General features: G+C 60.2%; 19 protein-coding genes, 1 other RNA gene and 1 pseudogene. 6 read left to right on the top strand and 15 right to left on the bottom strand.

Annotated elements, in window-relative coordinates:
• Nucleotides 1–34: 34 nt before the first annotated feature.
• The 11 genes from OX462_RS21430 to OX462_RS21380 form a co-directional block, all read right to left on the bottom strand.
• Nucleotides 35–616, bottom strand: coding sequence for a hypothetical protein (locus OX462_RS21430; protein ID WP_162995580.1), 582 nt, complete (start codon nucleotides 614–616; stop codon nucleotides 35–37).
• A gap of 148 nt (nucleotides 617–764) precedes the next feature.
• Complete coding sequence (locus OX462_RS21425) at nucleotides 765–1,232, bottom strand: phage virion morphogenesis protein (protein WP_409027010.1); 468 nt, start codon at nucleotides 1,230–1,232, stop codon at nucleotides 765–767.
• On the bottom strand, nucleotides 1,229–1,717 hold the full coding sequence (locus tag OX462_RS21420; RefSeq protein WP_121668719.1) for a phage tail protein: 489 nt from the start codon (nucleotides 1,715–1,717) through the stop codon (nucleotides 1,229–1,231). Before OX462_RS21420 ends, OX462_RS21425 begins: the two co-directional genes overlap by 4 nt.
• Complete coding sequence (locus tag OX462_RS21415) at nucleotides 1,701–2,213, bottom strand: lysis system i-spanin subunit Rz (protein ID WP_240453552.1); 513 nt, start codon at nucleotides 2,211–2,213, stop codon at nucleotides 1,701–1,703. Before OX462_RS21415 ends, OX462_RS21420 begins: the two co-directional genes overlap by 17 nt.
• Complete coding sequence (locus OX462_RS21410) at nucleotides 2,210–2,770, bottom strand: glycoside hydrolase family 108 protein (protein ID WP_121668720.1); 561 nt, start codon at nucleotides 2,768–2,770, stop codon at nucleotides 2,210–2,212. The genes OX462_RS21415 and OX462_RS21410 overlap by 4 nt, the downstream gene beginning before the upstream one ends.
• Nucleotides 2,770–3,141 carry a hypothetical protein gene (locus OX462_RS21405; RefSeq protein WP_035820867.1) on the bottom strand — a complete coding sequence of 124 codons (372 nt, stop codon included), beginning with the start codon at nucleotides 3,139–3,141 and terminating at the stop codon, nucleotides 2,770–2,772. Before OX462_RS21405 ends, OX462_RS21410 begins: the two co-directional genes overlap by 1 nt.
• Nucleotides 3,142–3,205: 64 nt before the next feature.
• Nucleotides 3,206–3,415 carry a tail protein X gene (locus OX462_RS21400; RefSeq protein ID WP_121668721.1) on the bottom strand — a complete coding sequence of 70 codons (210 nt, stop codon included), beginning with the start codon at nucleotides 3,413–3,415 and terminating at the stop codon, nucleotides 3,206–3,208.
• Nucleotides 3,415–3,918: a head completion/stabilization protein gene (locus tag OX462_RS21395; RefSeq protein WP_409027009.1), complete on the bottom strand. Its 504-nt coding sequence runs from the start codon at nucleotides 3,916–3,918 to the stop codon at nucleotides 3,415–3,417. Before OX462_RS21395 ends, OX462_RS21400 begins: the two co-directional genes overlap by 1 nt.
• 95 nt (nucleotides 3,919–4,013) lie before the next feature.
• The gene (gpM, locus tag OX462_RS21390) at nucleotides 4,014–4,730 is read right to left on the bottom strand and encodes a phage terminase small subunit (protein ID WP_121668723.1); all 717 of its coding nucleotides are present in this window, start codon (nucleotides 4,728–4,730) and stop codon (nucleotides 4,014–4,016) included.
• A complete protein-coding gene (locus OX462_RS21385) occupies nucleotides 4,730–5,749 on the bottom strand; it encodes a phage major capsid protein, P2 family (RefSeq protein ID WP_121668724.1) in 1,020 nt (339 codons plus the stop codon). The genes gpM and OX462_RS21385 overlap by 1 nt, the downstream gene beginning before the upstream one ends.
• A gap of 47 nt (nucleotides 5,750–5,796) precedes the next feature.
• Nucleotides 5,797–6,585 (bottom strand): GPO family capsid scaffolding protein, encoded by a 789-nt coding sequence (locus OX462_RS21380; protein ID WP_409027008.1) that lies wholly within the window; start codon nucleotides 6,583–6,585, stop codon nucleotides 5,797–5,799.
• A gap of 136 nt (nucleotides 6,586–6,721) precedes the next feature.
• On the opposite strand from OX462_RS21380, the gene OX462_RS21375 reads away from it, so the two are divergent.
• The 5 genes and pseudogenes from OX462_RS21375 to OX462_RS21355 all read left to right on the top strand — a co-directional run bounded on the left by OX462_RS21375 (nucleotide 6,722) and on the right by OX462_RS21355 (nucleotide 11,303).
• Nucleotides 6,722–8,533: a terminase ATPase subunit family protein gene (locus OX462_RS21375; RefSeq protein WP_121670971.1), complete on the top strand. Its 1,812-nt coding sequence runs from the start codon at nucleotides 6,722–6,724 to the stop codon at nucleotides 8,531–8,533.
• A gap of 62 nt (nucleotides 8,534–8,595) precedes the next feature.
• A pseudogene (locus OX462_RS21370) lies at nucleotides 8,596–9,599 on the top strand (phage portal protein).
• Nucleotides 9,596–9,811 carry a DUF2116 family Zn-ribbon domain-containing protein gene (locus OX462_RS21365; protein ID WP_121668727.1) on the top strand — a complete coding sequence of 72 codons (216 nt, stop codon included), beginning with the start codon at nucleotides 9,596–9,598 and terminating at the stop codon, nucleotides 9,809–9,811. Before OX462_RS21370 ends, OX462_RS21365 begins: the two are co-directional and overlap by 4 nt.
• A gap of 516 nt (nucleotides 9,812–10,327) precedes the next feature.
• Nucleotides 10,328–10,654: a hypothetical protein gene (locus OX462_RS21360; RefSeq protein ID WP_100429110.1), complete on the top strand. Its 327-nt coding sequence runs from the start codon at nucleotides 10,328–10,330 to the stop codon at nucleotides 10,652–10,654.
• Nucleotides 10,655–10,664: 10 nt separating this feature from the next.
• Nucleotides 10,665–11,303 carry an SOS response-associated peptidase gene (locus OX462_RS21355; protein WP_100429111.1) on the top strand — a complete coding sequence of 213 codons (639 nt, stop codon included), beginning with the start codon at nucleotides 10,665–10,667 and terminating at the stop codon, nucleotides 11,301–11,303.
• Between the two features lie 535 nt (nucleotides 11,304–11,838).
• On the opposite strand, the gene OX462_RS21350 is transcribed toward OX462_RS21355, so the two are convergent.
• Complete coding sequence (locus OX462_RS21350; protein ID WP_139143671.1) at nucleotides 11,839–12,081, bottom strand: hypothetical protein; 243 nt, start codon at nucleotides 12,079–12,081, stop codon at nucleotides 11,839–11,841.
• Nucleotides 12,082–12,376: 295 nt separating this feature from the next.
• Here OX462_RS21350 and OX462_RS21345 point away from each other — a divergent pair, with 295 nt between their 5' ends.
• Nucleotides 12,377–12,754, top strand: a complete 378-nt coding sequence (locus tag OX462_RS21345) for a response regulator (protein WP_070219393.1) — start codon at nucleotides 12,377–12,379, stop codon at nucleotides 12,752–12,754.
• Between the two features lie 286 nt (nucleotides 12,755–13,040).
• On the opposite strand, the gene ssrA is transcribed toward OX462_RS21345, so the two are convergent.
• The 3 genes from ssrA to ubiG form a co-directional block, all read right to left on the bottom strand.
• Nucleotides 13,041–13,401, bottom strand: a transfer-messenger RNA (tmRNA) gene (ssrA, locus tag OX462_RS21340).
• Nucleotides 13,402–13,492: 91 nt separating this feature from the next.
• A complete protein-coding gene (locus OX462_RS21335) occupies nucleotides 13,493–14,197 on the bottom strand; it encodes an HAD family hydrolase (RefSeq protein ID WP_409027007.1) in 705 nt (234 codons plus the stop codon).
• Between the two features lie 68 nt (nucleotides 14,198–14,265).
• Nucleotides 14,266–14,961 carry a bifunctional 2-polyprenyl-6-hydroxyphenol methylase/3-demethylubiquinol 3-O-methyltransferase UbiG gene (gene ubiG, locus OX462_RS21330; RefSeq protein ID WP_070219394.1) on the bottom strand — a complete coding sequence of 232 codons (696 nt, stop codon included), beginning with the start codon at nucleotides 14,959–14,961 and terminating at the stop codon, nucleotides 14,266–14,268.
• Nucleotides 14,962–14,981: the final 20 nt, after the last annotated feature.

The raw sequence follows: 14,981 nt of genomic DNA, 5'->3' as shown, positions 1-14,981 counted from the left end.
AAATTTGAGGTTGGTAGGTCTTATTTCTGAGCGATCAAGATTTCACGCTAGACGACTTTGCCTTTGAAATGGCGGCCTTAGCTTCGTTCAATAAAGAACGGATTTTTTCAGCATCGGCCAGCTTGAGAAATGCTGAGGTCTTACCAATTCTGCCACTCGACACTGCGAAACTTACTTCGCCATTTGTGCCGGAGAATACGGTCATGGATAAGTCGCCTTTTGTTCTATACTGGGCCTCAAAGTTACCCAATGTAGTCACATTTCGTTCTATTTTGCTGATGTAGTCCAAGCCCCGAATAAGAGAATCAATTTCTTCCTCGTCAATGAATGAAGTACTTTGGCGTTCAAGCCTTCCCGATTCTTTGACTTCAAACGAAACTCCGTATTGGACAGATTTTGGGTTACTCGCGTCTCGAAACTCGCGTACGTCTATTGATACTCGTCCCATGCCATTGACAACACCTATAGTCGAGAAGCCTTTTACGATTACGATACCAGTTCTTGCTGAAAATGCTTCTAGTTTCGTTGCTGGGGGGGCCTTGGTTGCGTCGGCTTGTTCTTGCGCATTGACCAGTAGAGGAATAGCAAGCAGGGTGATTGAAAGAAAGTGACGCATTGTTGCTCCAAATGAGTGTTGTGATGACTAGAATAATAGGCAAGCAAAGATCGTGTACATATTTGACCTGATCAATATGTGACAATTAGTGCTCGCTGGACTCTAACTCATTTGGCAACTAATATCAGCAAGAATCATTGTTCGGATTCTAGATTTGACATAGATATCGTAATAAGGATTCACGTACTAAGCTCTGATCCTGTTCGTTGATTCCAATAAGGGGCCGCGCTACATAGGTGTATATCGCCCCCTTTTTTGATACCCGATCTGGTCGCCCAAACTGATGGACGCGCGCCACGCGCGCCACCCAGCCAAAGAACCCGACCTCGATCTGATCGCCGGTTGCCTTTACTTTCAGGTGTTTGGCAGTGCGAATCTTGGCGAACATGGCCGCCTTCTGCCGCTTGATCCTTCCATTCTTCCCCTTGAATTCCTTGCGCCGCTTGCGCGCTGGATAGGCCGTGCCATCCGGCCCCTGCTGCGCCTTGATGCGCTGCGCTTGGCTGCGGCGCAGGTCGATGGCCACCTTGTGGTTGATGGCGCGGCGCTGGGCCGGCTGCAGCTTGGCCAGCAGGGCGCCGGCCCAGGCTTCCAGTGCATGCAGGTCGTCGCTCATGGCGTGGCCTCGGGCGTGCGCCATTCGGCCAGCAGCGTCTCGCCGGCGTACAACTTCCAGAACTCGTCCGCATAGGCGGGCATGTGCTGTATCTCGGCCAGGTGCTTGATGTCGAGGCGGCCCGCCTCGCCGGCCTTGACTGCCACGCGTTCGGTCAGGTCCAGCTTGATGGAAATGTCGACCGTTTCGTGGTTATTAAAATCGACCTCGAAGGCGATACCGTGCCTGCGCGTTTCCTCGTTGGCCATCAGGTCGAGCTGATGCACTTTCAGCCAGGCGATTAGGGCCACCATGATGGCGTCCGCGTCGCCCGCGTAATCGGTGACGATCAGGTTGAGCTTGAAGCGGTATTCGAAGGAGAGGGAGGCGGTGGCCGACGCCACCACGTTGCCTTCGTCGGCGAAGACCAGCAGGCGGTCGGGATCGCGCTGCAGGTCGGGGATGGCGGCGGCCAGGTGCTGGCGCAGGCTATTCGGTTTGTACATGGTAGGCGTCTCGTACTAGGTTGTAGGCGTCGATGCAGGCGTTCAGCTGGCGGGCGGCGTCGTCGCCGTCGCCGGCAATGGTGTCAAGAGCTGCCGCAGTCGCTGGGTCAAGTTCGGCGCGCGTTTCATGCCGATTGCTTGCGGCAGCGGAGGTATCTGCAGTGGCGGCGCACTGGCCGCCGGCGACGGGGATTGACAGGCGCACAGCGCCGCTGCGCACGTCATCGTTAAAACGGTCACGTTCAGTTTTCGCATGGGTTTGTTCCTGGGTGAGGTGGTCGGCGCGCTGCGCCAGGACGGCGCCGGCTGCGCGCTCCAAGGTGAGCACGCGGGCGGTGGCCTGGGCCAGTGCGGTGGCGGAGGTGGTTGTTTGGATAGCGGCCGCCCGCTGCAGTTCGGCGATGCTGGCGTCTTTGCGCCAGCCCTGCACCGTCCAGCCGGCCAGAGCGCCGCACAGGAGAACAGCGGCCAGTGGGCGCCAGGTGGGTGCTGTCACATGGCCACCCGTTCCTTGATCCAGCCGAACAGAAAACGGCGCTGGGTTTTGTTGGCCTCGGTGATTTCCAGGTAGCGCGCTGCCTGCAGGCCGTTCAGGGCGCGCAGCAGCACGGTGGCGCCTTCCTGGCCGCGCCATTTCAGGAACGCGGCCAACGCGCCCAGCGACTGCGCGCCCAGGCGGCCGTCGACGAACAGGGCGGGATAGCGGGCGCCCGTGTCATTAAAACCGTTCAGCCAGCGCTGCAGGAATTCGGCCGCGCGGTGCGGCCCCATGTTGACGCCCGTGTCGATGACTTCGGCGCCGATGCCGGCATGCAGGGCCAGCACCTGGTCGAACTTGGGTTCCGTGATGTAGCGGGCCGTGTAGATGGCGCGCGCCACCGATACAGGCAGGTCGCGCATCGGCCCCGTGTAGCCGTTGGCACGCGCCACCGCCACGGTGATGCCGTAATTGGTTTCCCCGCCCTTGTCTTGCGGGTCGTTCACATAGCCGCCTTCGGCGCGCAGGATGGCGTCGATGACGCGTGCGATCAGGGGATTTTCCACGGTGGCCATCAATGTTCCTTCGCGTCTTTGACCAGCTCGGCGATGTCCTTGTCGCTGCGGCGCTGGAACCACAGGGCCACGGCGCGCGATACCCACCAGCCGGGGGCGCCCACGATCAGATCGATGGCGGAGGCGTTGACCATGGCGCCGATGGCCGGGAGCTGGGCGCACAGCAGCTGGTAGACGGTGCCGCCCAGCAGGCAGGAGAAGACGCCCGCGCAGGCCAGGCGGGCGACGAATTCGCCCTTGTTGAAGGTGCCGTCGCTGTTCAGGGGCGGCAGCACGATGTACAGCATGGCGGCGCCGACCATGCCCAGCGCCGCCTTGAAGCCGTACAGTTTGACCAGGGTGGCGAAACCACCAAACGATTCTGCGGACATTGCTTGATTCTCCGGTAAGAGGGATGAAAGATTTTTCATGATGGATAAAGGTTAAATGCCAGGATCAGTCCCATAGCTGCACGATGTCCGCCGCCTGGCCCGTGCTGGGTGCCGGCTCGGGCAGGGAGACGAGCAGGCCGGCAGGCAGCACGGCGCCATGGCGCGCCAGCGCGGGATTCATTTCTAGGGTGTGCTCGACGTATCCCGCGCCGTCGCCCAGGTAGCGCCACACCAGGGCGTCCACCGTGTCGTGTTGCTGCGTGCGCACCTGCATCAGATCAGCTCGACGATCAGGTGCGTGCGGCCGACCATATCGGCAATCGCCCATTGCGCATTGCGCCGCTGCGCGCCGGGCGCCTCGTCGAGCCACTCCATGCTTTTCTTGTCGCTGACGGACGTGGCCGTGCTGTCGTAGTCGCGGTAACGCTCGATCAGATCGGCTTTCGCCGTGCTGTAGACGGCGCGCCGGTACTGCGCCAGCAGGCGCGATTCGCGGTTGATGCGCGCGGCCGGCACGTCCACCAGGGTGGCGATGCCGGCGGCGGCTTGCATTCCCTGCCAGTCGGCCAGCTCGCGGTTGACCTGCAGGATGGCGTCCACCACGGCTTGCACCAGGCGCGCGTCGGTGACGGTGCCGTCCAGGCGCATAGCGTCGCGCATGTCGGTGAGGGCAATATCGGGAAACCAGCCGTCGTTCTCGATGATGCCGGGGACCGTTGCAGGTGGCGCCGGGGTGGTGCCAGGCGGGGTGGACGGGGGTAGGGCCATGAAGGACATACGGGACGCTTTCAAAATGGGGCGGTGGACGGGGTTCATCAGGTCAAGGGTATGACCAGAATCCCCCCGTGCCGCCGTGCTGCGGGGGATGCTCTTTACGTGGAACCGGCCGCGCGCTTGATGCGCCGCTCCAGCCGTTCCATATCTTTCTTGACGCCGCACGACTCGGATAAAGCGCGGGCACGCTTCAGCTGGGCCATGGCCGTTTCCGCCTGCGCCACCAGCGCCGGCGCAATCTCCGCGTCGTCGGCCTGGTCCAGCACGGCGATCATGGCCAGGCCGATGGCCTTGTGCAGCTTGGCGCGCGCCTGGTCGGGCGCATCGCTGGCAGCCGTCAGCTGCTCGACGGTGCCCAGCACCTGGGCCGCGTGCTGCGGATCGGCGGCCAGCTTGCCGTGCAGGAAGCCCTCGGCAAATTCGTCCAGCATCAGGGTGGCGATGTCGCGGCTGTAGGTGTCGGGCAGGGTGAACTTGTGCGCCAGCGCGTACTCGGCCATGACCAGGGCGCGGTCGTATTCGCCCGTGTCGATGTGCCACACCAGCAGGGTGGCGAAGACGTCATCCTGGGCGCCCTTGCCGCCGGCCAGCACGCCGTCGATCCACTGCGCATAGTCGGGCAGCATGGTGGCCTTGACCTCGATCTTGCGTTCCACCGACTGGATGGATTTCAGGCGCCGCCGGTCATCGGCCAGCTTGTAGAGCATCATTTCGTAGGCCGTGCCGGTGGTCACGCCCTGCGGCGCGGCGGCGCCGGCCGTGCGCTCGGCCAGCATGCGCGCGCGGTGGCGCAGGGCGGGGGAAAGATTGCCCATCACTTGTCTTTCAGCTCGATGTTTTCCACCAGCGCCGCCAGGCCCAGGTCTTCGATCACGTAGGCGTCGTTCGATGACTCGTAGTTCTCGATGCGGTCGCGCTTGGGCACGTCCTCGACGCGGCGGCGGCGCGCGCCTTCCTGGAAGTAGATCGACAGATTGTCGAAACGGGTAATCAGGATGGCGTTATCCGGGAAGTAGGGCACGCGCGCGGCCGGCAAGCCGCCGATGCGTTTCTGGCTGATGATGATGTCCGCCGCCAGCGTTTCCGTGGGCGCCTGCTTGGTGTTGACCAGGGGGAAATACTTGTCGTTCAACAGCTTGCGCCCGACGATGGCCACCAGATTGGTGTCTTCCTGATACCACGGGTCCAGCAGGTTGACGGCATCGGTGACGGCCGCGTCCAAGTTGGCGTAATCCGCATCGGCCACGTCACCGATGACGACCTTGCCCGGCATGCCGGCCGCGACCAGGCCCAGCACGCGCTCGGGCGCCAGCTCGCGCAGGTGCTGCAGCCAGCCCTTGTTCACGTCCTGCAGCAGTGGGTTGGCGTCCAGATCGGTGTCGGCCATCGCCTTGACGCCATTGAAGCCGATGACGATGCGATCTAACGCCTGGCGCGTCAGGATGGCATTGGCCACGCGCGATTGAAAATCGGGGAACTTGGCCCAGGCGTCCAGCTTGGCATAGTTCAGATGCGTGTCGAAGTTGGTTTGTTCGCAGCGGTACTTGGTGCCGTCCAGGGTGGACAGGTCGCGCGTCTTGCGTTCCTTGTCCTTGGTGTTGGTGCGGCCGGCAATCGGGCCGGATACGCCCAGGCCCAGCTTTTCGCCTTCCTGCTCGGTCACGCCGATGATGTTCACTTTCGTCAGGAACTCGCTCGATTCCTGCATTTTCGTTTCCAGCTTTTGCTGCACGCTGGGCGTGACGCTGAAGGTCTTGGCCACATTGTCCGTGTCGTTCAGTTGGCCCAGGCGGGTTTCATATTGGCCAAAGACCTGGCGCGTTTGCTTTTTCATAAATCAGTGCTCCGTTGTTGAATGGGGGGAAGAAAGGGCGAGGGCGCTTAAAACTCGGTCTGCACGGCGCCGTCGTTGCCGGTGGCGGCCGGGCGGCGCGGGCCGTTGCCGGGCGCTTCGTCCATCTGCGCCTTGAAGGCGGCCAGCTCGTCCTGCGTGGCCTTCAATGCCGTTTCGGTTTTCTCCAGGCGCGCCAGGGTGCCCGTGTAGTTATCGTTGGCGGTGACGACGTGGCCGGCCAGCGCCTGCACGGCTTCGCTGATGTCGGCGAACTGCGCCGCGTCGGCGCCGGATTTGTTCGAAAAGCGCGACAGCAGGTTTTTCACGGCGTCGGCCAGCTTGGTTCCCTGCGGCTCGTCAAACTCCAGCGTCACCTCGACGGCCGAGGTAAACAGGTTGGCGCTTTGCTGCTTGCGGCTGGCGGAGAATTTCAGCGCATCGGTGCCCAGGCTGGCCGGGCTGTCGGTGACGCCCAGGCCGACCAGGTAGGGTTGTGCAGAGTCGGCAAAGTCGGGCTGGATTTCCAGGCTGGTGTACAGCTTCTGTTTCGCCTTGTTGATGGCGACCAGTTCCGGCGTCGGTTCGATCTGCGCGAACAGGGCCAGTTTCTTGCCGCTGTCGGTGTCGACTTCCTCGGCTTTCACCGCGATCACGTCGCCGTAGGCTTTGAATTGGCTGTCGGGCAGGATGCCGCGAATGTGTTCCAGCCAGATGCGCGCGCCGTAGGTTTTCGGGTTGTAGCTGGCGGCGATCTGCTCGATGGTGGCGCGGTCGATGTTGCGGCCGTCCGTGGTGGCGCCTTCGGTGGCGACGCGGAAGAATTGGGATTTAGGCATGGTGGCGTGTCTCGGTTGATCGGATAACGCCATGGTCAACGTCTTGGCGCTGCGACTCAATGCGCTGCGGGTTGCTATGGGCCATAGCGACTTTTGCCTTTCCCCGTTCCGCGCGCGCGCAGCCTACGCTGGCGGCATGCTGACAATCGAGAAAATAAGCGAACAAACTCCCGACGAGAAAATCGCCGAACTGGCCGTGCCTGAGTCTGAGCCACGCCGCGCCGCGCGCGCCCTGTACTGGAAGGGCTGGCGCATTTCGTCCATCGCCCGCCACCTGGGACTCAAGCGCAGCACCATCAATAGCTGGAAGGCGCGCGACGAATGGGACAAGGCGCAGGCCATCGAGCACGTTGAGGCGTCGGCCGAGCTGCGCCTGGTCAAGCTGATCGAAAAAGAGGTCAAGAGCGGCAGCGATTACAAGGAAATTGATCTGCTGGCCCGCACCATCGTGCAGATGGCGCGCGTGCGCCGCTATGAGCAACCGGGCGGCAACGAGGTAGACCTCAACCCCAAACTGGCGAACCGCAATGCCGGCCCGAAGAAGAAGCCGACGCGCAACGATTTCAGCGAAGAACAGAAAATCCAGCTGCTCGACGCCTTCCAGGATTCGCTCTTCGACTATCAAAAAGTCTGGTATCGCAACGGCGACCAGCGCACGCGCGCCATCCTCAAGAGCCGCCAGATCGGCGCCACCTGGTACTTCGCCCGCGAGGCGCTGGCCGACGCCATGGCGACGGGCCGCAATCAGATTTTCCTGTCCGCCTCAAAAAGCCAGGCGCACGTCTTCAAGCAATACATTGTGCAATTCGCGCGCGAGGCGGCCGGCATCGAGTTGACGGGCGACCCCATCGTGCTGCCGAACGGCGCGCATCTGTACTTCCTGGGCACCAACGCGCGCACGGCACAGGGCTACCACGGCAATTTCTACTTTGATGAATTCTTCTGGACGCAGAATTTCCAGGAGTTGAACAAGGTGGCCTCGGGCATGGCCATCCACAAGAAGTGGCGCAAGACCTACTTTTCAACGCCATCCTCGACCACGCATCAGGCCTATCCGTTCTGGACGGGCGAACTGTTCAACAAGCGCCGCGCCAAGGCCGACCAGGTCAACATCGATGTGAGCCATGGCCGCTTGTCGTCGGGTTTCACAGGCGAGGACAAGATCTGGCGCCAGATCGTCACCATCCTCGACGCCGAGCGCGGCGGCTGCAACCTGTTTGACATCGACGAGCTGCGCAACTTCGAATACAGCCCGGACCAGTTCGACAATTTGCTGATGTGCAATTTTATCGACGACTCGGCCTCGGTCTTCCCGCTGGCCGAGCTGCAGCGCTGCATGGTCGATTCCTGGGTCGAGTGGGACGACTACAAGCCCTTGCTGGGCCTGCGCCCGTTCGGCAACCGGCCCGTGTGGATCGGCTACGACCCGGCCTTGAACGGCGACAGCGCCGGGTGCGTCGTGCTGGCGCCGCCCATGACGGCCGGCGGCAAGTTCCGCATCCTGGAGCGCCACCAGTGGCGCGGGCAGAGTTTCGAAGACCACGCCGACGCCATCCGCCAGATGACGCAGCGCTACAACGTCGAATACATCGGCATCGATACCACGGGCATGGGCATCGGCGTGCTGCCGATCGTGCGCGGCTTCTTCCCGGCCGTCACAGCCCTGAATTACTCGCCCGAAGTCAAAACCCGCATGGTGCTAAAAGCCAAAAACATCATCAGCAAGGGCCGGCTGGAGTTTGACGCCGGCTGGACGGATATCGCGCAATCGTTCATGGCCATCCACAAGACCCTCACCCCCAGCGGGCGGCACGTGACCTATGTGGCTGGCCGCAGCGATGAAACCGGCCACGCCGATCTGGCGTGGGCCTGCATGCACGCCCTCGATCACGAGCCGTTCGAAGGCACCACCGACAACCACCACTCTTTCATGGAGATTTATTCTTGAGCAAAGCACGACACTTGCGCGCGCGCGGCCGGCAGGCCGAGGGCGCACCATCAACAGCGGCCATGGCCACGGCGCCGGCCGCCGCCGGCATCGAGGCGTTTTCTTTCGGCGACCCGACGCCCGTGCTCGAGCACGCCGATATTCTCGACTGCTTCGAATGCTGGAAGAACGGCCACTGGTATGAGCCGCCCGTCAATCTGGCCGGCCTGGCCAAGTCGTTCAACGCGGGCGTGCACCACAGCAGCGCCATCCACTTCAAGGCCAACGTGCTGGCGTCTACGCTGATCCCCAGCAAGTACCTGTCGCGCGACGCCTTCAAGCGCATGGCCCTGGACTTCCTGACGTTCGGCAATGCCTACCTGGAAGACCGGCCCAGCCGCAGCGGCAAGGCGCTGGCATACCAGCACGCCCTGGCCAAGTACATGCGGCGCGGCGTCGACCTGGACACGTATTTTTTGTGAACGGCTACCAGGCCGTGCACCAGTTCGACAAGGGCCGCGTGTTCCACCTGATGGAGCCGGACGTCAATCAAGAGCTGTACGGCGTGCCGCAGTACCTGAGCGCTTTGCAATCGGCCTGGCTCAACGAGGCGGCCACCTTGTTCCGCCGCAAGTACTACAAGAACGGCTCGCACGCGGGTTTCGTGTTCTATATGACGGACGCGGCCGCCAACACGCAGGACGTGGACAACCTGCGCCAGGCCATGCGCGACAGCAAGGGGCCGGGCAACTTTCGCAACCTGTTCATGTACGCGCCGAACGGCAAGAAGGACGGCATCCAGATTCTGCCCGTCTCCGACGTGGCCGCGAAAGACGAGTTTTTCAACATCAAGAGCGTCACGCGCGACGACCAGCTGGCTGCGCACCGCGTGCCGCCGCAGCTGATGGGCATCTTGCCGAACAATGCCGGCGGCTTCGGCGCCGTGGAACCCGCTGCGCGCGTCTTCGCCCGCAATGAACTGGTGCCGCTGCAGGCGCAGTTCATGGCGATCAACGAGTGGGCGGGCGTGGAAGTGGTGAGGTTCGCCCCGTATGACCTGGGCCTGGGCAAGGAGGGCGCGCAATGAGTGACCACATCGACAACACGGACAAGATCATCTTCGCCGAAGTGGCGCGCGGCCTGGCTGCCGTGCGCGGCCGTCCCGCCCTGGCGCCGCACGGCTGCTGCCACTACTGCGACGAGGCGCTGGCGCCCGCGCTGCTGTTCTGCGATGTGGACTGCCGCGACGACTACGACAAGGAGCAGGCGGCGATGATCCGCGCCGGCCGCCCAGGATGACTGCCACGCCGCGATAGCCGGCAGGGCAGGGCCGCGACAGCCCAGCCGCGCCAGAGCGCCCCAGCCACCGCATAAGCCGCCCACGAGGCGGCTTTTTCACGTCCGGAGGAATGATGTTGCTCCAGAAGCACGAAAAAGCCCCATTTCGGCCCGGCGCGCGCAGTTGTCCCCCCTCCACACCTGCCCGCTATATAGGGCTCTTTTGACTCAAATTTGCGCCATGGCCGAAGGCGCATGAGGACTGGCGCGGCGGGGCGAAGAGGGGGCATGCGATTTGACGCATTTTGACGCACTTTGAGCGGTTTTTCGTGCTGGTGGTGTTGCGACGTGGGGGTAGTGTTGTTTTCGCGCTGCGCGGCGTCCTGGCACGGTTATGGGCTATGTATGGGCGTCTCTATTCTGAGGATCATTCATCTTCACGCCGTCGCATCATTGCCAAGTATTGCGACCTCAAGAACTCTTGATATACTGTATGTATGTACAGTATTTTACTTGGGTGTCACAATGATTGTTAAAATGTTAAAGATGCGCCTTGATGGAGTGGAGGTGCCCAAGCGAAGGTTGAATGATCGCTACCACTCGGCCCGGTCTGGCACATTGGAAGTCGTGGAAACGACAGACCAGGGCTTGCACCGTTTGGTAAAGCTGGCCCGCTTCACTTACGGGGATAGCGGCAAATACGTTGACACACTTTTCGATGTGAATTTGCTCTGGTATCGGGACGGGCGCATGGTCTTGTCAGGGTTTGAGCGCAGCAAGAAAGATATGCAATTTTGCGACTATGCGCAGTCCTGGCTGTGTTTTGTCGGGACGGAGCCGCCGCCAATGCCGGAAGGCAGGTAGAATAATTTGCATGTGCGCCGACTATACCCCCAGCCGTAGCGATCAAATCGAACAGCATTTTGCTGTCCGTTCCCCTCAATTTGACCTGCCGCCGGAAGCCTGGCCAGGCTACATGGCGCCGATCATTCGAGCGTCGCACGACGTGCCCGGTGAGCTGGAAGTCACGCCGGCATGTTTCGGGATGGTGCCCCATTGGGCCGATATGAAGCTGGCGCGCCAGACCTACAACGCCCGCACCGAAACCGTGGCGCAGAAACCATCCTTCCGCAATGCATGGAAGCGCAAACAGTTTTGCATTATTCCTGCAGATAATTTCTTTGAACCCTGCTACGAAACAGGGAAGCCGGTCCGCTGGCGCATCGAGCGCGCCGATGGCATGCCGGCCGCCATCGCCGGGATATGGGAATTCCGGCCGCAAGACTTCCTGCTGTCGTTCTCGATGCTGACGATAAACGCCGATGGCCACCCGCTCATGCAGCGTTTCCACAAGCCGGACGATGAAAAGCGGATGGTGATGATCCTCGACCCGGACCAGTATCACGGCTGGCTCGATGGTTCCCTTGTGAGCCAAGAGGATTTGTTCCAGCAGTATCCAGCAGAACGCCTAATAGCTGTAGCTGATCCGCTTCCGCCGCGTGTGAAAAAATGAACACGCGCTGGGCGCTTGCGAGCTAGGGGCCGGTCAGACAATCGGACAAAAGCTTAACAGCTTTGTGCTTCAACGCAGTGCAAATTTCACCACGCCAGTTCTATAAAAGCAGAGGTCGTGTCCAAATGTCAGTCTTGATTGCCGCTCTGGACTACGGCTCTGGCTGTGCAGTGTGCAACATTCGATCTGGCCTCAAAATCAGCGAAGCCGCCAGGTTCACAGGTTGACCAAGCTATGTTGTTTCTCCTTTCGGCGCGCCTTAAAACCACCCTTACCGCCACGGACATGTCAATGTTATGGCGACGCATGTAGAGGATGGCATGTAGAGATCCTAATCGTTCTTCCATATCGATGGCTGAATTGACGATCGACTCGGAAAGAGCGTCAATTCTGCGTTCGTTCGCGGGGTCTGGGGATAAAAAAACAATATTCATTTTTTCATCTCTCGCTTTATATCTAGAAGTACTAACATCACGAGAAACTGACGTTAGAGAGTCGGTTGAGACTCCTTCGGCCAGGAAGTGGATTTGCCATCTTATGGCACAAGTGCAACCACTCCGCCTGTTTCTATGAGCTGACATGCTAACGCAGAAGCTTCGATCCGTGCCGCATGCTCCGATTTAAATACACTTGGCGTTGGGATTTCAACAATAGGGGAATACTGAATCCCTGCATGAGCGGTTAAGAGGACCATGCCCTGATACATGCCGTTCACTTTCCTGTAGGCAACTATCTGGTACTCATAGTCACCATGTTGCAATTTTTGGTCATTTCCCATTTACGCCTCCGCTATGAAAGATGTTGGGTAGTCAATTTCGAATTTGTATTTTAGAGCATTTTTTGAAATTGAAAAGCACACTACAGTCAGCAACTAATATGCGTTTTGGTCCAGTGGAAACCAATGACATTATTTCATTTTTTGCATGTTTTTCTGAAAGTTATGTATAATCTCAATCAGGCAATCTTATCCTCAGTCCTCACCCCTGACTGTTCAAAATTTCAGCCGCCTTGAACTTGCCGGCTCAATATGTGTCCTTACATTTGGATGCATCAGAACGAACGGCAGGTGCTGTATGGCAAACCAACTCTACCCCTTGCGAATCATGATTGTTGATGACAATCGTGATGCCGCCGATCTTGTCGCGGAATTTCTTGTGATGTGTGGCCATGAGGCTGTCCCGGTATATGGCGGCGCCGAGGCACTGCAGACGGCCGATAGTTTTATCCCTGATGTGGTCTTCCTTGATTTGGGAATGCCTGGTGTGAACGGCTTGGAGGTCGCCTCCACCCTCCGGCAGGCGTCTCGCTTCCAGCACATCAAAATGATTGCCCTTACTGCGTGGAGTGATGACGTCACTCGGATGCAGACTAAGGCCGTGGGTTTCGATCATCATTTGGTCAAGCCGGCAGACTTGGACGACATACTCGGACTGTTGAGTGTCGGCGCTTGAGCGTCGGAATCGTCTGGCCTGGTAACATCGAATTGACTCTTTGCTCACTAAGTCAGCGAATGAACTTACTTCGCCGCCCCGCTGACATGGGATAGCGAAGGCGAGCGTTGTTTCTTATGTGCGTGGTGAGGTATTGTTAACGTGCCGATGCCAGATCAGGGTACGAGGCGTGTACACAGAAAAAAAGGCTGTCATTTTGTTGTCATTCCCAGGCTAAAACAGCCCAAAAACAACCCAAATAATGGCAGCCTTCTTCTTGCTAACTACTTGATTCTAAAGAATTCAGTGGTGGAGACGGCGGGAATCGAACCCGCGTCCGCAAGCACTCCACAGACAGTTCTACATACTTAGCACTATCATTTAATTTAACTCAGCCAGCACGGATGTGCACGTTATGGGCAAGCGAGTTACCTATTATTTAGTCGGACGCTAAGTAACCCAGCATACGACGAGTCCCTGTAAATGACTCTAGAGCTTTTGACGGCCCACCCCAGGGACGAGGTGTTCTAGAGCTAACAGCGATTAAGCTGCCAGTGCGTACGAGTTATCGTTTGCAGTTAAGTTTTTTCAGGTTGTATTTACGAGGTAGCCCGCCCTCGGTATGCCCTGCACTGCTTTGCAACCCACGTCGAAACCAGGTCGTCCCCACAGAACCTTCATTGTAGCGCAATCTTCACACTCTTGCATGATGCATTCGCAGTAATGGATAGAAGGCCAGGCAGATGCAGTTTCAAGCCATTAAGCCGCCAGCTGCCGCTCCTGCGCCGCCTTCACCACGCCAGTCACCAGCTCGAGCAACGCTTGCGGCGTATCGAGCAAATGGTCGGCGTTCCAGTGCTGCGGCTCGACGGGGCCGCAATAGCCCCAGGCGCAGGCGACCGTGCGCATGCCGGCGGCGCGGCCGGCCTGGATGTCGCGCAGGTCGTCGCCCACGTACCAGCAGTCTTCCGGCGCCAGCTCCAGGCGGCGGGCCGCTTCGAGCAGGGGGGCGGGGTGCGGTTTCGGGTACGCCATGGTGTCGCCCGAGATCACGCAGCCGGCGCCGCCCAGGCCGATCTGGCCCACCAGCGGGTCGGTGAAGCGGGCGGCCTTGTTGGTGACCACGCCCCAGGCCAGGCCCAAGGCGCTCAAGCCTTCCAGCATGGCGGGGATGCCGTCGAATAAACGGCTTTCCACGGCCAGGGCCGCTTCGTAATTGTTCAGGAAACCGTCTTTCAGGGCTTCGTAGCCGCTTTCGCCCGGTTGGATGCCATACGATGCGCCTATCATGCCGCGCGCGCCCGCCGAGGCCGTGGGGCGCAGGATGTCATACGGAGTCGGCGCCAGGCCGGCGCGCGCGCGCAGCAGGTTGATGGCCGCTGCCAGGTCGGGCGCGGTGTCGGCCAGGGTGCCGTCGAGGTCGAACAGGATGGCGCGCGGGGCTGGCAGATGGTCAGTGATCATGGCGGGCAAAGTGTGTCAAGTAGGAATGAAAAATGGCGGCCGCAGCCGCCTTGTATTGTGCGTGATGGTTACAGCGGCCGGGTGCAGGCCACCAGATAATTGACGCTGGTATCGCTATTAAGTGAGTAAATCTTGGTCAGCGGATTGTAGCCCATGCCGCGCATGCTGTTGACGTCCAGGCCGGCGCTGCGCAGGTATTGCGACAGTTCGGCCGGGGTGATGAATTTGTCATAGTCGTGCGTGCCTTTCGGCAGCAGACGCAGCAGGTATTCGGCACCCAGGATGGCGAACAGATACGCTTTCGGGTTGCGGTTCAGGGTCGACAGAAAAACGTGGCCGCCCGGTTTCACCAGGGTGGCGCAAGCCTTGACGATGGCGGCGGGGTCCGGCACGTGCTCGAGCATTTCCATGCACGTCACGACGTCGTACTGGCCCGGCTCTTCCGCGGCCATGGCTTCGGCGGCGATCAGCTTGTAGCGTACCTTGGCACCGGATTCCAGGCTGTGCAGGTCGGCCACTTTCAATGCCTTGTCGGACAGGTCGATGCCCGTCACGTCGGCGCCCTTGCGGGCCATCGATTCGGCCAGGATGCCGCCGCCGCAGCCGATGTCGATCACGCGTTTGCCGGCCAGCGGCACTTTCGCGTTGATCCATTCCAGGCGCAGGGGATTAATTTCGTGCAGGGGACGAAACTCGGAAGTGGGGTCCCACCAGCGGTGGGCCAGCTCACTGAATTTTTGGATTTCGAGAGGGTCGGCGTTCATAGGTCGAATAATAGCGGCAA

This window comes from Janthinobacterium aestuarii (genome assembly GCF_046113285.1).
Classification (GTDB): Bacteria; Pseudomonadota; Gammaproteobacteria; order Burkholderiales; family Burkholderiaceae_D; genus Janthinobacterium.
Note: the sequence above shows the minus strand (reverse complement) of the source record. Positions and strands in the feature narration are given on the sequence as shown.

Excerpts from the sequence above, each read along its gene's own strand:
- OX462_RS21410 (WP_121668720.1), bottom strand. The coding sequence starts at position 2,770 with ATGGCCACCGTGGAAAATCCCCTGATCGCACGCGTCATCGACGCCATC.
- OX462_RS21385 (WP_121668724.1), bottom strand. The coding sequence starts at position 5,749 with ATGAAAAAGCAAACGCGCCAGGTCTTTGGCCAATATGAAACCCGCCTG.
- OX462_RS21425 (WP_409027010.1), bottom strand. The coding sequence starts at position 1,232 with ATGAGCGACGACCTGCATGCACTGGAAGCCTGGGCCGGCGCCCTGCTG.
- OX462_RS21335 (WP_409027007.1), bottom strand. The coding sequence starts at position 14,197 with ATGATCACTGACCATCTGCCAGCCCCGCGCGCCATCCTGTTCGACCTC.
- OX462_RS21405 (WP_035820867.1), bottom strand. The coding sequence starts at position 3,141 with ATGTCCGCAGAATCGTTTGGTGGTTTCGCCACCCTGGTCAAACTGTAC.
- OX462_RS21360 (WP_100429110.1), top strand. The coding sequence starts at position 10,328 with ATGTTAAAGATGCGCCTTGATGGAGTGGAGGTGCCCAAGCGAAGGTTG.
- OX462_RS21375 (WP_121670971.1), top strand. The coding sequence starts at position 6,722 with ATGCTGACAATCGAGAAAATAAGCGAACAAACTCCCGACGAGAAAATC.
- OX462_RS21400 (WP_121668721.1), bottom strand. The coding sequence starts at position 3,415 with ATGCAGGTGCGCACGCAGCAACACGACACGGTGGACGCCCTGGTGTGG.
- OX462_RS21380 (WP_409027008.1), bottom strand. The coding sequence starts at position 6,585 with ATGCCTAAATCCCAATTCTTCCGCGTCGCCACCGAAGGCGCCACCACG.
- OX462_RS21395 (WP_409027009.1), bottom strand. The coding sequence starts at position 3,918 with ATGTCCTTCATGGCCCTACCCCCGTCCACCCCGCCTGGCACCACCCCG.
- OX462_RS21350 (WP_139143671.1), bottom strand. The coding sequence starts at position 12,081 with ATGGGAAATGACCAAAAATTGCAACATGGTGACTATGAGTACCAGATA.
- OX462_RS21345 (WP_070219393.1), top strand. The coding sequence starts at position 12,377 with ATGGCAAACCAACTCTACCCCTTGCGAATCATGATTGTTGATGACAAT.
- ubiG (WP_070219394.1), bottom strand. The coding sequence starts at position 14,961 with ATGAACGCCGACCCTCTCGAAATCCAAAAATTCAGTGAGCTGGCCCAC.
- OX462_RS21420 (WP_121668719.1), bottom strand. The coding sequence starts at position 1,717 with ATGTACAAACCGAATAGCCTGCGCCAGCACCTGGCCGCCGCCATCCCC.
- OX462_RS21430 (WP_162995580.1), bottom strand. The coding sequence starts at position 616 with ATGCGTCACTTTCTTTCAATCACCCTGCTTGCTATTCCTCTACTGGTC.
- OX462_RS21355 (WP_100429111.1), top strand. The coding sequence starts at position 10,665 with ATGTGCGCCGACTATACCCCCAGCCGTAGCGATCAAATCGAACAGCAT.
- OX462_RS21365 (WP_121668727.1), top strand. The coding sequence starts at position 9,596 with ATGAGTGACCACATCGACAACACGGACAAGATCATCTTCGCCGAAGTG.
- gpM (WP_121668723.1), bottom strand. The coding sequence starts at position 4,730 with ATGGGCAATCTTTCCCCCGCCCTGCGCCACCGCGCGCGCATGCTGGCC.